Below are 15,943 nucleotides of genomic sequence, written 5' to 3' on the forward strand. Positions count from 1 at the left end.
AAAAACGAACCCTAGGTATTGGATTAGTAGGAAATACATACATTCTTGGCTTCGGTAAAGAAACGCAAGGCTTCAAAACCACCTTCTCTACCGACCCCTGAAGCTTTAACGCCTCCGAAAGGCGTGCGCAAATCTCTCATCAACCACGTGTTAACCCAAACAATTCCTGCTTGTAGTTGTTGGCTCATTCGCATGGTGCGTTTTAAATCGTTGGTCCAAAGGGTAGAGGATAGACCGTAAGTGACTTTGTTTGACATTTGCAGGACTTCATCTTCTGTGTCGAAAGGCATGATGGTCACTACTGGGCCAAAAATTTCTTCTTGGTTCACGCGACATTCGTCAGTAGGGACTTCTATAACCGTTGGCTCCAAATAATAACCGTTTTCATAGCCTTCAATAGTTACTTGCTTGCCTCCGCAAAGAATCGTTCCGCCTTCTTCTTTGGCAATGTCAATATAGCTAATGACTTTTTCCAAATGTGGCTTGGATACCAAAGCCCCAATATTGGTTGATGCTTCAGATGGATGACCAATTTTAAGGGCCTTTACTTTCTCAACAAAATCGGTTTTGAACTTTTCGTAAATAGGACGCTCCACAAAAATTCGGCTACCACATAAACAGATTTGTCCTTGGTTGGCAAACGAAGAACGAACCGTAGTTTTTAGCATATCCTCATAATCGCAATCCGCAAAAATGATATTTGGATTTTTGCCACCTAATTCCAGCGATAGTTTTTTGAACATTGGCGCTGCAACTTTGGCAATATGTGCTCCAGTAGCGGTGCCGCCTGTAAAGGAAATGGCTTTGATATCTGGATGCCCTATAATGGCTTGTCCAGTTGAGGTTCCTAATCCGTGGACAATATTCAAAACACCTTTAGGTAAGCCTGCTTGGTTACAAATAGCTCCCAAAAGATAAGCCGTCATAGGCGTGATCTCACTGGGTTTGGCAACTACGCAGTTTCCGGCAGCAATAGCAGGGGCGATTTTCCATGTGAATAAATATAATGGCAAATTCCAAGGGGAAATACAACCCACTACACCAATAGGTTGACGCAATGTATAGTTCACTGCTTGTTGCCCGACGCTTTCGTGACTTTCGCTAGCGAATTGCGTAATGGCATTTCCGAAGAAACGGAAATTGCTGGCCGCTCTTGGGATGTCAATGGATTTGGATAGACTTAGCGGTTTTCCATTGTCGATACTTTCAGCCTTGGCAAGGTCTTCCAAATTGGCTTCTATCAGTTCTGAAATTTTTAGGAGAATTCTGCTGCGTTCTTCCAAGGTAGTCTGTGACCAAGTAGGGAACGCCGATTTGGCTGCGATATATGCGTTTTCTACATCTTCTTTGGAAGAGTTGGGAATTTGGCCATAGACTTCACCATTGGCCGGGCAGTAATTGTCCAACCAACTTTCCGAGGAAGGTGAGAGGAATTCACCGTTGATATAATTTTGGATATTCATTTCATTAACAGATAGAAGAACCATGCTGAAAGATTCTTAATGATTCTTGATTGTATGTCTTTATTCTGAGGCCTTTTTATAAGCCGTTACTTTTATTTCAATTAGCAAGTCTGGATGTGGCAATTGGTGTACGGCTACAGTGGTTCTTGTAGGGCCTGTGGCTTTATCAAAAAACTCGCCATAGGCTTTGTTATAGCCAGCAAAGTCATTCATGTTTACCAAAAACGTGGTAACATCTACCACATCTTTTAAGCTGGCGCCAACGGTTTGTAAGGTCTTGTCGATATTCTTTAAAACCTCTTGGGTCTGTACTTCAATATTGAAAATTTTGGTATTCATTTCATCTACCAATTCTACACCGGCAATGGAGTTGTCTGGTCTTCTGGAACTGGTTCCAGAAACAAAAATAAAATCGCCAACTACCTTTACGTGTGGGTAGGCGCCTCTAGGGGTTACTTTCTTTTCTTCGCTCATGCTTATTGTTTCATTCCCGCTATTCTGTCGTCTTCCAAAATGTTCTCGGTAGCGGTTTTTATGTTTTCTAGGGTTTCTTTAAGTTCTGCTTCGGTCATGTCTTCAACATTGGAAATAATGCCATCGGCCAACATGTTTAAGATGGCTTTGTCTTGGGCTCTTCCACGTAACATGGCTTCTTGATAGCCAAGTTCTTCATTGAAGGTTACTAGGGAATATTTAGAGGAATATTCCGTTGGGAAGGTTTTTTCAAGGGCCATTTCCAATTGGCGTTTTTCCCTGAAATTGGCCTTGTTCACGTGGCCTTTCATTTCGAAGAAATTATCGATGGCCAAATCAGCTATGGCATCGGTGTCCTTTTTTCTGTTGGCTTCGTAGATTTTAAAGATGGTTTCCCAATCGGTGTGGCCTTCTTCCAAAACCTTATCCAATTCGGTGACATCTTCAAAAGAAGCATTCATGCCTTGTCCATAAAAAGGTACAATGGCGTGTGCCGCGTCACCCATCAATAATGTGTTGCCTTTGTAATGCCAAGGTGAACATTTTACGGTTCCAAGTGGTGCTGTTGGGTTTTCAAAAAACTCTTCGGCCAGATTTGGCATCAATTCCAAAGCATCCTTAAAGTAAGTAGAGAAGAACTCTTCAACACGCTCTTTAGTGGTTAAATTATTGAAATTGTATTCGCCTTCATCAAAACTTAAAAACAGGGTTACCGTAAAGCTGCCGTCTAAATTTGGTAGGGCGATGAGCATAAAGGCATCGCGACCCCAAATGTGAAGGGCATTTTTGTAGGTTCTAAAACCACCGTCTTCGGTTGGTGGAATGCTTAATTCCTTATAGCCATGTGTTAGATAATTCTGTGAAAAGCTAAATAGGAACTTTTTGCCCAAATAATAGCTTTTTCTCATGGCAGAACCGGCGCCATCCGTAGCGAAGATGACATCGGCATTTGCTTCAAATTCGGTATTGGTATCGTAGTCTTTAAAAAGTGCTGTGGTATTTTCAAAGTCAACCGATTTACATTTTTTGTTGAAATGAATGGTGACGTTTTCGTGCTTTTCGGCTTCGTCCAATAACAGCGCATTGAGGCCTCCTCTTGATATGGAATTGATGTACTCATGTCTTCCGCTATAGGGAGAAAAAGACGTGTTGCCTTCCAAGTCGTGGAGCATTCTCCCGTTCATTGGAATACACAAGGGCTCAATTTGGTCTTGAATACCTACCATATTCATGGCCTTGATGCCACGGTCTGAAAAGGCTAGGTTAATGGAGCGTCCAGCACTAATGTCTACTTTTCGCAAATCGGGGCGCATTTCATAAACGGTTACCTTATAACCTCTTTGTCCAAGACGAAGGGCCAAAAGACTTCCGCAAAGTCCAGCGCCAATAATCAATATATTTTGTTGTGTGTTATTCATTTTTAGTTGTCAAACGTCAGACGGTGTGTTTAATTTAAAATAGCTTTTAACTTGTCTACCATGTGGTACACATCTTGAAAAGAATTGTAAAGCGGCACGGGAGCGCAACGAATCACATCAGGCTCTCTCCAGTCACTAATCACACCTGCTTCGGTTAATTTTTTATGTAGATTTTTATCGGCATTTTTTACTTGAATGGACAATTGGCAACCACGCTCGTTTAGATTTTCAGGAGTGATGATTCTAATGGTGTCCTCGCCAAGTTCTTTCAGTAAGAATTCAAAATAGCCTGTTAGTTCTTTCGATTTTTTAGTGAGTTTTTCGATGCCTACTTCTCCAAAGATATCCAAGGAAGCCTTGATAGCCGCCAAGGAAAGAATAGGAGGGTTGGACAATTGCCAACCTTCTGCTCCCGGTAGGACGTCAAACTCATGACGCATGTTAAAACGGGTTTGTTTATTATGACTCCACCAGCCCGTAAAACGGTTGAGGGTTTTGTCATGGGCATGGCGTTCGTGCACAAAGGCACCTGCTAAACTTCCAGGGCCTGAGTTGAGGTACTTATAGGTACACCAAACGGCAAAATCGGCTCCCGAATCGTGAAGGTTGAGTTGCACATTTCCGGCTCCATGGGCACAGTCGAAACCAACCATACAACCATGTTCATGCCCCATTTGCGTAATACGCTTTAAATCGAAATATTGTCCTGTATAGTAGTTGACACCTCCAATCATGATCAGGGCAATCTCATCGCCATGGGCGTCTAAAATTGCTTGTAAATCTTCATAGCGCAGCAATTCTTCCCCTTCTCGTGGTGTCCATAAAATCAATCCTTCCTTATCGTCATAACCATGGTGGCGCAATTGTGATTCCACAGCATACTTGTCACTAGGAAACGCATCAGATTCGATGACAATTTTATAACGTTTTGCAGTAGGTTTGTAAAAGGACACCATCATAAAGTGCAAGTTGGCCGTAAGGGTGTTCATGGTCACCACCTCGATAGGTTTGGCACCAACTACCTTAGCCATGTTTTCCGTTAGGAATTCATGGTAGGGCATCCATGGGTTTTTGGCATCGGTATGGCCTTCAACACCTAGATTGGCCCAATCTTCCAATTCTTGATCAATGTAAGATTTGGTGGTTTTGGGTTGTAGTCCTAATGAATTTCCGCAAAGGTAAATTAGCTCGTTTCCTTGTGAATCTTTTGGGATGTGAAACTTGGTTCTGTATGGTGCGAGGTCGTCATTTTGGTCTAGTTCTTTGGCAAAATTCAAACCTGATTTATATGTAGACAATTGTAATTTTTTTTTTGGGTTGTTCACAAAAATAGGAATTATAAATCTAGGAATGAAGTGTAAATTAGGAGAGATTTCAACAGGGAATTTGTATCTTTAGTAAAAACCGCGGCCATGGATGTTACAAAAGAATATAGCAATGGAGAAGTCACCATTGTTTGGGAACCTGGAAAATGCATTCATTCGGGAATTTGTGTGAAAGGCTTGCCTGATGTTTTCCAACCTCAGGATAAACCGTGGATTAAGATTCAAGCTGCGAGTACATCGGCCTTGGTTAACCAAGTAAAACAATGCCCTTCTGGCGCATTGAGTTTTTATATGAACGGTGCAAAACAAGATAATATTAAAGCGATGGAAACTAAAGTGGAGATTATGGAAAATGGACCGTTATTGGTACACGGTACCTTAAGTGTGAACCATACGGATGGCCGAACTGAGACCAAAGATAAAACGACTGCTTTTTGCCGTTGTGGAGGTTCTGCTAACAAACCCTATTGTGACGGCACCCACAGGAAGATTGATTTTGAGGGATAATTCTTAAAGAAATATTTAAAGAAAAAGCGCTTCGACCATTGGTAGAAGCGCTTTCAATATATATAGACGCAAACTGCGGGATATTTATAATATATACGGGTGAAGCTTTGGGTTTGGATGATTTTAACCCAAATTTTCTTGAAAATGAGCACTTTAAATGGATGCTTTGTAGTTTTATTCTTCTGAAAATCAGTAAATTAAAGTTAATTTTAGTCGTCCAACGGTTTTATTTTGTGGACGTATTTTTTAAAATTAGTTTAGATGTATATGAAAGTCGAATTGAATTTAATTCGCAATTCTCTCCAAGATTAAATTTATTAATAGCAAACAGGCACCAACATCTTCTGTGATTGTGTAGAATTTTTGCTATCAATTACACACTATTTCGAGGTATTTATGTTAGAGGCAAAGCTCCCAATGGCTGTTGACTTATATTTTCTTGTGTTTGGTTTTAGAACCTCATTAATCTATCTGGGATTAACCTAAGCATTATTTAATAACCAATTTAATTCTAAGACCAATGAAAACACAAACAACAATTTTTGATGAAGAGTACTGTGCAATACTGTTACTCGAAAACATTTCTTTTTCTCAATTATTACATTATATCTTAAAAAGGACAATGTTGATCATCGTTCTTTTTTTTATGTGCAATGCTTTTTCTCAAGTAGCCCCTGTAAACCCTCCAACAGGTGGTTTTGATATTGATGGTAACCTTCTCACAAATGATAGTGCTGGAGATTGGATTTTTGGAAGCGGTACAGGAGGGTTTGTTCTTCAGCAGGTTGGAGGTATATGGGGGCCAGTAGATTCTAGTTCTACTGGATTTGTTCGGGACGATTATAACTCCCAGTCCGATTTAAGTTTTACGGGAGGTAGCTCTTTTGATGATAACCCAAATGATTGGAAGTGGTCATCTGGGAAACCAACCAGTAAATGTGATATTAATACGGTTGTTTTGCACCAAAGCACTAGTGGTACTGAAAAGTGGGTGATGCTAGCTGGGGATAGATTGACTACAAATGGAACAAGTTATATTGATTTTGAATTTTCCCAGGGAATTTTTACCAGAGAACCTGAAGGAACCTTTTCTTCAGTAGATGCAGACGGAACTAGTTCCTTGGCGGCTACAAATGGGAGAACACCGGGAGATTTTACACTCTCTATGGAGTATAGTAATGGGGGAACCAATGCTACAGTTCATTTTTATGTATGGGAACAAACGGGAAGTACATATCAATTTGTGGAAAAGGAAATTCCAGAAGAAGGAAGTGTTGCTTTTGGGGCAACTAATGGAAGTGGCGGAATTTCAGTCCCATATCAAGCTTTTGGGGCGAATACTTATATCTCATATGCCTTTGTGGAGGCGGCTGTAAATATTGACGCAATTTTAAATGCCAATTGTTTATCCGCCAACATTAGAACTGTGTTTGTAAAAACAAAGGCGTCAGATTCTTATACGGCTGCTCTTAAGGACTTTGTAGATCCTATTCCTGTTAACTTTGTTTTTGGCTCGGCTCAATTGGAATATAGTTCCCCTTTTTGTGCAGTAGCAGGGGGAACTGCGGCTCCAACGGTGCCGGTATCTCCTAGTGGAACTTTTGGATCTTCTCCATCCGGTTTGGTCTGGAGTAATCAAAGTAATGGCGTTATTGATTTGGAAAATAGTACCCCAGGGACATATACAATTACTTATACGCCAACAGGTGGTGTTTGTTTGACACCCGCAACGGATACGGTTACCATAAACCCTTTGCCAACACCAGTTAATTCTCCATTTACAATATGTACAGATGAGACATCTTCAGACCTAACCTTGAGTGATGCAACTGTGCTAGATGGAGAATCTGGGACTGTTGCCTGGTATGACGGTGAGCCTGGAAATGGAGGTTCTTTGGTAGTCTCTCCCACAACGGCTAATTTGAATACAATTAGTGACCTTTGGGCTGAGGTGACCTTAAACGGTACAGGGTGTAAAGCAAATGTTGATATAAGTGTAACTGTGAACTCATTGCCAACGCCAGTTGATTCTCCCTTTGTGATTTGTGCAGATGAGACATCTACAGACTTAACCTTGAGTGATGCAATCGTGTTGGATGGAGAGACAGGAACTGTGGCCTGGTACGATGGGGATCCTGAGAATAGTGGTTCTTTGATAGGTTCCCCCTCAACTGCCAACTTGAACACAATAAGTGACCTTTGGGCAGAGGTGGCCTTGACAGAAACTGGCTGTAAGGTAACTGTGGATATCGGTGTAACCATAAACCCAGTTCCAACACCTGCCGATGCGCCATTTACAATCTGTGCAGATGAGACGTCTACAGACCTAACCCTGAGTGATTCAACCGTGCTAGATGGAGAGACAGGAACTGTTGCCTGGTATGATGGAGATCCTGAGGATAGTGGTTCTTTGATCGGTACCCCCTCAACTGCCAACTTGAACACAATAAGTGACCTTTGGGCAGAGGTGACCTTGACAGGAACCGGCTGTAAATCAACAGTAGATATAAGTTTGACGGTAAACCCATTGCCAACACCAGTTGATTCTCCATTTGTGATTTGTGCAGATGAGTCATCTACGGATTTAACTTTGAGTGACGCCACTGTATTGGATGGTGAGGCAGGAACAGTTGCCTGGTATGATGGAGAACCTGGAAATGGAGGGGTGTCAGTAGCCTCTCCTACAACGGCCAATTTGAATACTGTTGGGGATCTTTGGGCAGAAGTGACCTTAAACGATACAAGTTGTAAAGCGAATGTAGACATTAGTGTTACCATAAATCCTTTGCCTTCTCCACCAACGCTAAGTGCTGTGGATGCTACATGTTCATCACCTACCGGCACAATAACTGTGACTTCGGCTACAGCAGGATTGGCTTTTAGTTTGGATAGTGTAGATCCAGCAGCGTTTACCAATATTACGGGGGTTTTTAATTCCGTTTCCCCTGGTTCTTATATTGTTCGGGCTATGAATACTATAACTGGCTGTATTTCTACTGCGGTGCCTGTGGATGTTGATCCAGCAGCGGATGCTCCTTCAACTCCAGTTGTTCAAGTGGTTCAAGCGGCATCTTGTTCCTCTGCAGAAATAATTTTAGAAGTTATGAGTCCACTTGATGGAGAAGGTGTCGATTATGAATATAATAACAATGACGGAGATTGGCAGGATGCCGTACAGTTTACTATTAATGCGGGAGATGGGTTTAGCATTAAAGCTAGAAGAAAGGATGATACCACATGTGTGTCTGATGCCACTACATGTGAAGAAGAGGAGGTAGCTCCAGCCGCCCGAATGTCATTGGAAGAAGACACTTCCATAAAGCAACTTCCTTCCAAAACCATTATCAAAGCATATCCAAATCCTTTTAACGATCAAGTTAACTTTAAGGTAGTGGCTCCCGAAGATTCTAAGGGAAGTTTGGAATTGATGAATTTACTGGGGCAACGTGTTAAAATGGTTTTTGAAGGAGATTTGAAGCAAGGTGAAAACTCATATAATGTCAATTTACCAGCCCTGCAAAACAATACGCTCATTTATGTATTGACGGTGAATGGAGAGCGTGTGACAGGTAAATTAGTTCAATCTAGGCGATAATTGTTTAATAGTATACTGTTATTGCAGCTTAAAGCCCACTTTCTTGGTGGGCTTTTTTTATGTTTGAGTTTGATGTTTATTCATCATCATTTTTGATGAGCATAGGGCAAGTACGCTTGAAATTTTCCAAACGTCGTTGGGAGACATTTTTGATGTAAGGGTGATTGGGGTTGCGTTTTTCAAAGTCCTGATGATAGGCTTCGGCTTCCCAAAATTTTTGGAATGGCATGATTTCAGCAGCGATTTCGGTATTTAATTTTTTTGCCCAAGCGGCTTTTTTTTCAATGGCTATTTGTTTCTGTTCTTCATTTTGGTAAAAAATAATGGAGCGGTATTGGCTACCTCTGTCAGGACCTTGTCCGTTAAATTGGGTTGGATCCTGGGAGTTGAAGTAGACATCGATCAAGGTTGCAAAATCCACTACTTTTGGATTGTAAATCACTTCAATGGCTTCCGCATGTCCTGTACGCCCTGTGTTGCTATCTTCATACGTAGGGTTTTCTGAGTGGCCTCCGGAGTACCCAGAAATGGCTTCTTCTACACCTTTTACACTTTCGTAAATGGCTTCGGCGCACCAAAAGCATCCGCTGGCAAAATAGGCGCGGGCCAAACCATTTTCCAAAGGAACTTCAATAGGTTCTACATTCATTAAGGCTTGTTGTTGCGTGTTTACTTGTGCGTGGTTGTTGCAACTGAAAAATAGAATGGCAATGATAAAGGTGCTGATAGGTTTCATAGCGTTTTTCTTTTAATAGTCGTTGGACTTTGGAAAACCTTATTGGAAACTATAAGAAAGAGGTCACAAAAAAAATCCCTAACCGATAGGTTAGGGATTTTTATATGAAGTTTTATGATGTTCTAAAGTTTGGAGAACAATTTTTCCATTTTCTCTCTTTGTTCATCGGCTAACTGCGCATCTACCAAAATACGTCCACTGTGCTCGTCTGTAATTACTTTTTTACGAGAAGCAATTTCAACCTGGATTTGTGGTGGAATTGTAAAGAAAGAACCTCCAGAAGCGCCTCTTTCAATTGGCACAACGGCTAAACCATTCTTTACATTACTACGGATTCTATGGTAAGCTTTTACCAATCTGCTGTCGATTTGCTCTTGGTATTCTTCCGATTTCTGAAGTAACGCTTGTTCTTCTTTTTCGGTCTCGGCTAAAATAGCATCCAACTCACTGCGCTTGTGCTTAAGGTGAGTCTGACGGTCTTTAAGACGATCTTTGGTTTCAGCAATGATTTCTTTTTTCTGCTCAATTTGCGCCTTGAACTCTTTAATGTGTTTTTCGGCCAATTGAATTTCCAATTCCTGAAACTCTATTTCTTTGGTCAATGAGTTGTATTCTCTGTTATTTCTAACATTTTTTTGTTGCTCACTGTATTTTTTAATCAAAGCTTTGGCTTCTTCAATTAAATTTTTCTTCCCTTTGATTTCCTCATCAATCATTTCAAGATTTGAACCTAATTTTTCAAGTCTTGTATTTAATCCCTCTACTTCATCTTCAAGGTCTCTTACCTCTAAAGGAAGCTCGCCTCTTAAGTTTCTGATCTCGTCTACTCTGGAATCGATTAATTGTAAATCGTATAACGCTCTTAATCGTTCTTCAACAGAAGCTTCAACTTTTTTTGCCATAATTATAAATACTTTACTGGATTGGTATTTGTCATCGATAAAACGACTGCAAAATTAGTAATTTTTTTTGATAGATAGTCTGCTAAAAATGTTTTTGTGTGCTGTTCGCTTTCGTAATGACCAATATCGGCTAAAATAATTTGGTTTTCGGCCGAAAAGAAGTCATGATATTTTAAGTCTGAAGTAATTAGAATGTCAGCTTTGGCTGCTTTTGCGGCACCAATGGCAAAGCTTCCGGAGCCTCCCAAAACTGCCACTTTTTTGATGGTTTTTTGTGGGAGTTCGGTGTGTCTAATTACCGATACGTTCATTTTTTCCTTTACATAATTTAGGAAGTGTACAGGTTCCATGGCTTCTTCCAGTTCCCCAATCATACCAATGCCTATCGTTTGGTTGATGTTGTCCAAAGTTTGTACTTCATAAGCTACTTCTTCATAGGGATGGGCAGAAAAAAGAGCCTTTAGAATATTGGATTCATGATGTTTTTGAAAGGTTACTGAAACTTGGGTTTCAGGTTCGTAATGTAATACTTCCTTTTCTCCTTTTGTAGGATTGGAGGAGGCATTTCCTTTAAAGGTTCCAGTACCTTCCGTATTAAAACTACATTGTTCGTAATTACCTATGCTACCAGCTCCTGCTGTAAATAAAGCCTCCCTTAACTGAACAGCGGATTCTGTAGGGACATAAGTGGTCAGTTTTTTTATGGTGCTTTTTTGTGGAATCAATATTTCTTTGGAATGTAATTCTAATTGGTTGCAGATAATATCGTTTACGCCTTGTAAGGCATTGTCCAAAGCTGTATGAATGGCATAAATGGCAATGTTATGTTGAATGGCTTTAATCACCACTCGCTCCACATAACTGTTACCGTTTAGTTTTTTTAATCCTTTAAAAATGATGGGGTGGAAGCTCACAATAAGATTGCAGTTGTGCTCAATGGCTTCGTCAACCACGGCTTCCAAAGTGTCTAAAGTTACCAAAACACCTTTTAGGGGAGTGTTTTTGTCTCCTACCAAAAGGCCTACATTGTCAAAATCTTCGGCATAGGCCGTTGGGGCCAAATCTTCCAAATGCGCAATGACATCTTTTATAAGCATAAAAGTATTGTTTGTTTCAAAGATAAAAATAAAGTGATACGCTCGACAGTTTTCATGAGGTTAGAAATTGTAAAGAAGCATGATTTAAATATTGACTATATTGCCAAACCAATTCAATGCTGTTTAAATAGTCATTTATGCACTTACTTCGGAAGCTTTTATTGCCTTTTGTTCCTGTTTATTATGTGATCACTTGGTTACGAAACAAATTATATGATGTTAGTGTTTTTAAGTCGACGGAATATAATTTCCCTGTAATCGCAGTTGGTAATTTGAGTGTAGGGGGAACGGGAAAAACTCCAATGATTGAATATTTGGTGAGGTTGTTAGGGGAAGATCGATCTTTGGCAACTTTGAGTAGGGGGTATAGAAGGCAAACCAAGGGTTTTCTTTTGGCTAATAACGAAACAACAGTGGAAGATATTGGTGATGAACCTTTCCAGTTTCATTCTAAGTTTGAAGATTTATTGGTTTGTGTAGATGAGGACAGACGTCATGGTATTGCCGAATTACGCAAATTGAAAAGTGCTCCTGAAATTATCCTTTTGGACGATGCTTTTCAGCACCGAAAAGTTAAGGCGGGATTTTATTTATTGTTGACTTCGTATTCCAAATTATACGCCAACGATATTTTGTTGCCAACAGGCGATTTAAGAGAGCCTAGATCTGGTGCAAAACGTGCCGATGTGATTGTAGTAACCAAATGCCCAAACAATTTGGGTAAAGTTGAAAAAACAGAAATTATAAAGCAATTGAATCCAAGGGAAGGCCAAGAGGTGTTTTTTAGTTCCATTGATTATTCGAGTGTACTTAAAGGTCGAACAGGAGAAATGTCTCTTGATTTGTTGAAGGGTAAAACGTTTAGCTTGGTGACAGGTATAGCGAATCCAAAACCTCTTTTGGAGTATTTGAAGTCTTTTCAACTAGAGTTTAAACACTTAAACTTTAAGGATCACCACGATTTTTCAGAAAGTGAGATTGATATGTTGAAAAACGAAGAACTGATCATTACTACCGAAAAGGACTATATGCGCCTATCTCCACATTTCAAAAATCAAGATAACCTGTTCTATTTGCCCATAGAAGTACAGTTGGATAAACCAGAATTGTTAAATTCAAAGGTGAATACCTTCGTTAGCCAATTTTAAAATTAAATGGTAGAAGCCTGATTCTGGTTACTTAAAGCGTTGAATAGCTTCTTCTCAAAATCTTCCTGTTTAAACGGTTTTGAGATAATATCGTTGAAGCCAGCTTCATCAAACTCATGCATTTTGTCCTCCAAGGTTACCGCAGTAAGGGCAAAAATGGTAAGTTCTTTGTCGAAAGTTCTAATGATTTTGGTGGCTTCCAATCCGCTAATTCCTGGCATGTGGATATCCATTAAAACAACACTGTAATTCACTTCTTTTACTCTCTCAACGGCATCTTCACCATTGTCCACGACATCGCACTGAAGGTTCATTTTGTTCAAAATCTTCTTCGTGATCATTTGGTTAATTTTGTTGTCCTCGACAACCAAAATTTTAACATTGCTTAAGTCCAATTGATTGATGTTATTTGAATAGTTTGGTTTCGCGATGGTCTCAAGCTTTTCAGCATAAGCCATTGGCACTTCAAAAATGAAGGTAGATCCTTTTCCGAGCTCACTTTTAAGGTAGATTTTTCCTTTCAGGATTTCTATAAGCCCTTTCACAATGGAAAGTCCAAGCCCAGTTCCTCCGTATTTACGGTTTATTTGAATGGAGCCTTGAGAGAAACTTTCAAACATGTGCTCCTGCTTTTCTTTGGTAATTCCTATACCGTTGTCCTCCACTTCAAACCTTACCCCATATACCCCATCTTTTTCATTCATTTTGGTAACTCTTACCCAAATATCACCGTCTTTGGTAAACTTAATAGCGTTACCGATAAGGTTGATCAAGATTTGGGAAATCTTAAGTTGATCGGCCTCAAAGGTGCGAGGAAGGTCTTTGTCGTACTCAAAATGCATGGTAATGTTATTGTCCATGGCAGAATTGTTGAGCGCGGAAATCACATTGCCTACTTTCTTCTTTAAATCAAAAATTTCAGGATCCAAGTCTACTTTGTTGGCTTCAATTTTATTGATCTGTAGAATGTCATTGATGAAGGTTAAAAGATAGTCTCCAGAAAATTTCAGTGATTTTAAGTGAGGTATCTGTTCTGGTTTTGGTTGTTCTTCCAAAAGCATATTGGTCAATCCGGTAACGGCATACAAAGGTGTTCTAAGCTCATGTGTTACCGTGGAAAGGAAATTGGCTTTTGTTTTGGACGCCAATTCAGCCTTCTCTTTGGCTAATACCAACTCGTCATTTTTCTTATGAAGCATGTTGTTGGTCTTGAGCCTAATATTGTTGTTTTTGTACAGTGAAAGCGTTAGCAGCGAAAGAATGGTGATAAGGGCAATACTCAAAATAGTGGTGATTTTGGTAAGGTTGCTATCGGCATTCTTTTGCTTCATTTCTGCCTTTAACTGTTGGTTCTCGGCATCTTTATATTCACTGATAAATTGTGTGCGTTTTTCCGGGCTCAAGTTCTCACGTTTGATATCCAATATAGAATCTGATAACTTAATGTGCTTGAGCAAAAATTCGTTGGCAAGCTTGTAGTTTTGTTCAGATTGGTAAATGTCGCTCAATGTAAGGTAACTTTCGTTGAGGCTTTCGATAAGCTTGTTCTGTTGGGCAATTTTTAATCCGTCGTTCGTAACAGAAAGGGCCAAATCACTATTGCCTAGTTGTTGGAGAACTTTTCCATTATTGATTAAGGCACTACTTAAAATATTGTTTTGATTGTATTTTTTGGCAAGTACAATGGCTTTTTCCAATTGGGCTTTGGCCTGTTTGTAGTCTTCCATTTGAATGTACACCTTTGCTTCATTAAGGCATACTTCCGGAATGTATTCCTCTAGGTCTTCCTCTTCAAATTTGGTTTTGGCAGAATTAAAGTAGTCTAAAGCCGTTTGGTAATCCTTGGAGCTGTAGTAAATAACTCCCCAAACATTATAGGTTATGGCTAAATTGGCGTAATCCTCAATCTCCCTTTGAATCTCTGCGGCTTTATTAAGGGAAACTATTGCTTCTTTGGACTCTTCAATGGTGTATTGCAGTTTGGCAATTTTGGTATAGATAATTCCTTGACTTTGTTTGTTGCCAATAGTTTTGGCTATATCCAAAGCATTTGTAAGATTTTCCTTTGCCTCGTAATAATCGCCACGGCTACTGTTTAAGGAAGCATACGTGATGTGATTTTCAATGCGCATTTGCAATAAATCACGATCATCAGCGTTGTTTTGCGCTCCTAGCTGAAGCCAACAACTGAAGCCTAAAATAAGGATGAAGTACTTAATTTGGGACATATTTAGACCGCTTTTATTGTAACAAATATAAATATTTATTCGATAAAAGTCATGATTTGTCCGATAAATTGCAAATTAAATCTAAAATTCTTGAAGAATATCCAGTTTCATTGTCGTACCACCCTACAATTTTAACCATATTTCCTATCACGGAAGTCATCTGTGAGTCGAAGATGCAACTGTGGGTATTTCCTACAATATCTATGGATACGATGGGGTCTTCGGTGTATTCCAAAATGCCTTTCAGCTTAGTTTCTGAAGCTTTTTTAAAGGCTTGGTTTATATCTTCTATAGATACCGTGTTTTCCACGTTAAAAGTGATATCCGTTAAGGAGCCGTTGGCTACGGGCACTCTTATTCCGCAGCCCCCAATAACATTGGAAAGGTCGGGGAATATTTTGGTCAAAGCCTTGGCGGCACCAGTAGTTGTAGGAACAATAGATTGCCCTGCGGCACGTGCTCTTCTTAAGTCCCTGTGAGGTTGATCGTGCAAGCTTTGGTCTGTTGTGTAGGAGTGAACCGTGGTAATATAAGCCTGCTTGACACCACAGAGTTCCTTAACAACAGCTAGCATTGGCGCCGCATTGTTGGTGGTACATGAGGCGTTGGAAATAATTTTTTCTGTACCATCCAAAAAATCGTCGTTGACCCCCATGACAATAGTTTTGATACTATCATCTAAAGGAGGTACCGATAAAATCACACGATTGGCACCATTTTTAATATGCCATTCTAAATCTTCTGTAGTCTTGAATTTTCCGCTAGCTTCGATGGTGAAATCAACATCATAAGGACGCCAGTCAATATCTTTAGGATGCTTATGATTTAGCAGAGGAATCTTTTGATTGTCTACAATAATATGATGGTCATCCCAAGATACTTCGTTTGGCAAAACACCATGAATACTATCGTATTTGAGTAAATGACTTAAGGTATGCGCATCTGCTAAATCATTTACGGCAACTACACTAAGGTTGGGATGGTTTTGTATGAGTCTAAATACGCGTCGGCCAATTCGGCCAAACCCATTTATGGCAACCCTAATCATGA

The 15,943-nt window shown here is 39.9% G+C and carries 12 protein-coding genes; 3 read left to right on the forward strand and 9 right to left on the reverse strand.

Annotation, left to right across the window (positions count from 1 at the left end; translation table 11 throughout):
• Window positions 1-23: 23 nt before the first annotated feature.
• The 4 genes from AC6I5C_RS05505 to kynU are packed head-to-tail and all read right to left on the reverse strand — an operon-like array spanning window position 24 to window position 4,653.
• Complete coding sequence (locus AC6I5C_RS05505) at window positions 24-1,463, reverse strand: aldehyde dehydrogenase (protein WP_497904357.1); 1,440 nt, start codon at window positions 1,461-1,463, stop codon at window positions 24-26.
• A 60-nt stretch (window positions 1,464-1,523) separates the two neighbouring features.
• On the reverse strand, window positions 1,524-1,937 hold the full coding sequence (locus tag AC6I5C_RS05510; RefSeq protein WP_497904289.1) for a RidA family protein: 414 nt from the start codon (window positions 1,935-1,937) through the stop codon (window positions 1,524-1,526).
• A gap of 2 nt (window positions 1,938-1,939) precedes the next feature.
• On the reverse strand, window positions 1,940-3,355 hold the full coding sequence (locus AC6I5C_RS05515) for an FAD-dependent oxidoreductase (RefSeq protein WP_497904290.1): 1,416 nt from the start codon (window positions 3,353-3,355) through the stop codon (window positions 1,940-1,942).
• 29 nt (window positions 3,356-3,384) lie between these two features.
• Window positions 3,385-4,653, reverse strand: coding sequence for a kynureninase (gene kynU, locus AC6I5C_RS05520; protein WP_497904291.1), 1,269 nt, complete (start codon window positions 4,651-4,653; stop codon window positions 3,385-3,387).
• Window positions 4,654-4,767: 114 nt separating this feature from the next.
• On the opposite strand from kynU, the gene AC6I5C_RS05525 reads away from it, so the two are divergent.
• Entirely contained in the window at window positions 4,768-5,187 is a 420-nt protein-coding gene (locus AC6I5C_RS05525) for a (4Fe-4S)-binding protein (protein ID WP_497904292.1), read from the forward strand.
• 520 nt (window positions 5,188-5,707) lie between these two features.
• Entirely contained in the window at window positions 5,708-8,782 is a 3,075-nt protein-coding gene (locus tag AC6I5C_RS05530) for a T9SS type A sorting domain-containing protein (protein WP_497904293.1), read from the forward strand.
• A 76-nt stretch (window positions 8,783-8,858) separates the two neighbouring features.
• On the opposite strand, the gene msrA is transcribed toward AC6I5C_RS05530, so the two are convergent.
• From msrA to AC6I5C_RS05545, 3 genes are all read right to left on the reverse strand, one after another.
• Complete coding sequence (msrA, locus tag AC6I5C_RS05535) at window positions 8,859-9,518, reverse strand: peptide-methionine (S)-S-oxide reductase MsrA (protein WP_497904294.1); 660 nt, start codon at window positions 9,516-9,518, stop codon at window positions 8,859-8,861.
• Window positions 9,519-9,640: 122 nt separating this feature from the next.
• Window positions 9,641-10,420, reverse strand: a complete 780-nt coding sequence (locus tag AC6I5C_RS05540) for a zinc ribbon domain-containing protein (RefSeq protein WP_497904295.1) — start codon at window positions 10,418-10,420, stop codon at window positions 9,641-9,643.
• 2 nt (window positions 10,421-10,422) lie between these two features.
• The gene (locus tag AC6I5C_RS05545) at window positions 10,423-11,517 is read right to left on the reverse strand and encodes a Nif3-like dinuclear metal center hexameric protein (RefSeq protein ID WP_497904296.1); all 1,095 of its coding nucleotides are present in this window, start codon (window positions 11,515-11,517) and stop codon (window positions 10,423-10,425) included.
• 137 nt (window positions 11,518-11,654) lie between these two features.
• Here AC6I5C_RS05545 and lpxK point away from each other — a divergent pair, with 137 nt between their 5' ends.
• Window positions 11,655-12,665, forward strand: coding sequence for a tetraacyldisaccharide 4'-kinase (gene lpxK / locus AC6I5C_RS05550; protein ID WP_497904297.1), 1,011 nt, complete (start codon window positions 11,655-11,657; stop codon window positions 12,663-12,665).
• A 2-nt stretch (window positions 12,666-12,667) separates the two neighbouring features.
• Here lpxK and AC6I5C_RS05555 read toward each other — a convergent pair whose 3' ends face one another.
• Both AC6I5C_RS05555 and gap read right to left on the reverse strand, forming a co-directional pair.
• A complete protein-coding gene (locus tag AC6I5C_RS05555; RefSeq protein WP_053975990.1) occupies window positions 12,668-14,893 on the reverse strand; it encodes an ATP-binding protein in 2,226 nt (741 codons plus the stop codon).
• A 49-nt stretch (window positions 14,894-14,942) separates the two neighbouring features.
• Window positions 14,943-15,941 carry a type I glyceraldehyde-3-phosphate dehydrogenase gene (gene gap / locus AC6I5C_RS05560; protein WP_497904298.1) on the reverse strand — a complete coding sequence of 333 codons (999 nt, stop codon included), beginning with the start codon at window positions 15,939-15,941 and terminating at the stop codon, window positions 14,943-14,945.
• Window positions 15,942-15,943: the final 2 nt, after the last annotated feature.

Source organism: Mangrovimonas sp. sgz306409, assembly GCF_059735265.1.

Coding starts and splice junctions, on each gene's coding strand:
- AC6I5C_RS05505 (WP_497904357.1), bottom strand. CDS start 1,463: ATGAATATCCAAAATTATATCAACGGTGAATTCCTCTCACCTTCCTCG.
- AC6I5C_RS05510 (WP_497904289.1), bottom strand. CDS start 1,937: ATGAGCGAAGAAAAGAAAGTAACCCCTAGAGGCGCCTACCCACACGTA.
- AC6I5C_RS05515 (WP_497904290.1), bottom strand. CDS start 3,355: ATGAATAACACACAACAAAATATATTGATTATTGGCGCTGGACTTTGC.
- AC6I5C_RS05525 (WP_497904292.1), top strand. CDS start 4,768: ATGGATGTTACAAAAGAATATAGCAATGGAGAAGTCACCATTGTTTGG.
- AC6I5C_RS05530 (WP_497904293.1), top strand. CDS start 5,708: ATGAAAACACAAACAACAATTTTTGATGAAGAGTACTGTGCAATACTG.
- msrA (WP_497904294.1), bottom strand. CDS start 9,518: ATGAAACCTATCAGCACCTTTATCATTGCCATTCTATTTTTCAGTTGC.
- AC6I5C_RS05540 (WP_497904295.1), bottom strand. CDS start 10,420: ATGGCAAAAAAAGTTGAAGCTTCTGTTGAAGAACGATTAAGAGCGTTA.
- AC6I5C_RS05545 (WP_497904296.1), bottom strand. CDS start 11,517: ATGCTTATAAAAGATGTCATTGCGCATTTGGAAGATTTGGCCCCAACG.
- lpxK (WP_497904297.1), top strand. CDS start 11,655: ATGCACTTACTTCGGAAGCTTTTATTGCCTTTTGTTCCTGTTTATTAT.
- AC6I5C_RS05555 (WP_053975990.1), bottom strand. CDS start 14,893: ATGTCCCAAATTAAGTACTTCATCCTTATTTTAGGCTTCAGTTGTTGG.
- gap (WP_497904298.1), bottom strand. CDS start 15,941: ATGATTAGGGTTGCCATAAATGGGTTTGGCCGAATTGGCCGACGCGTA.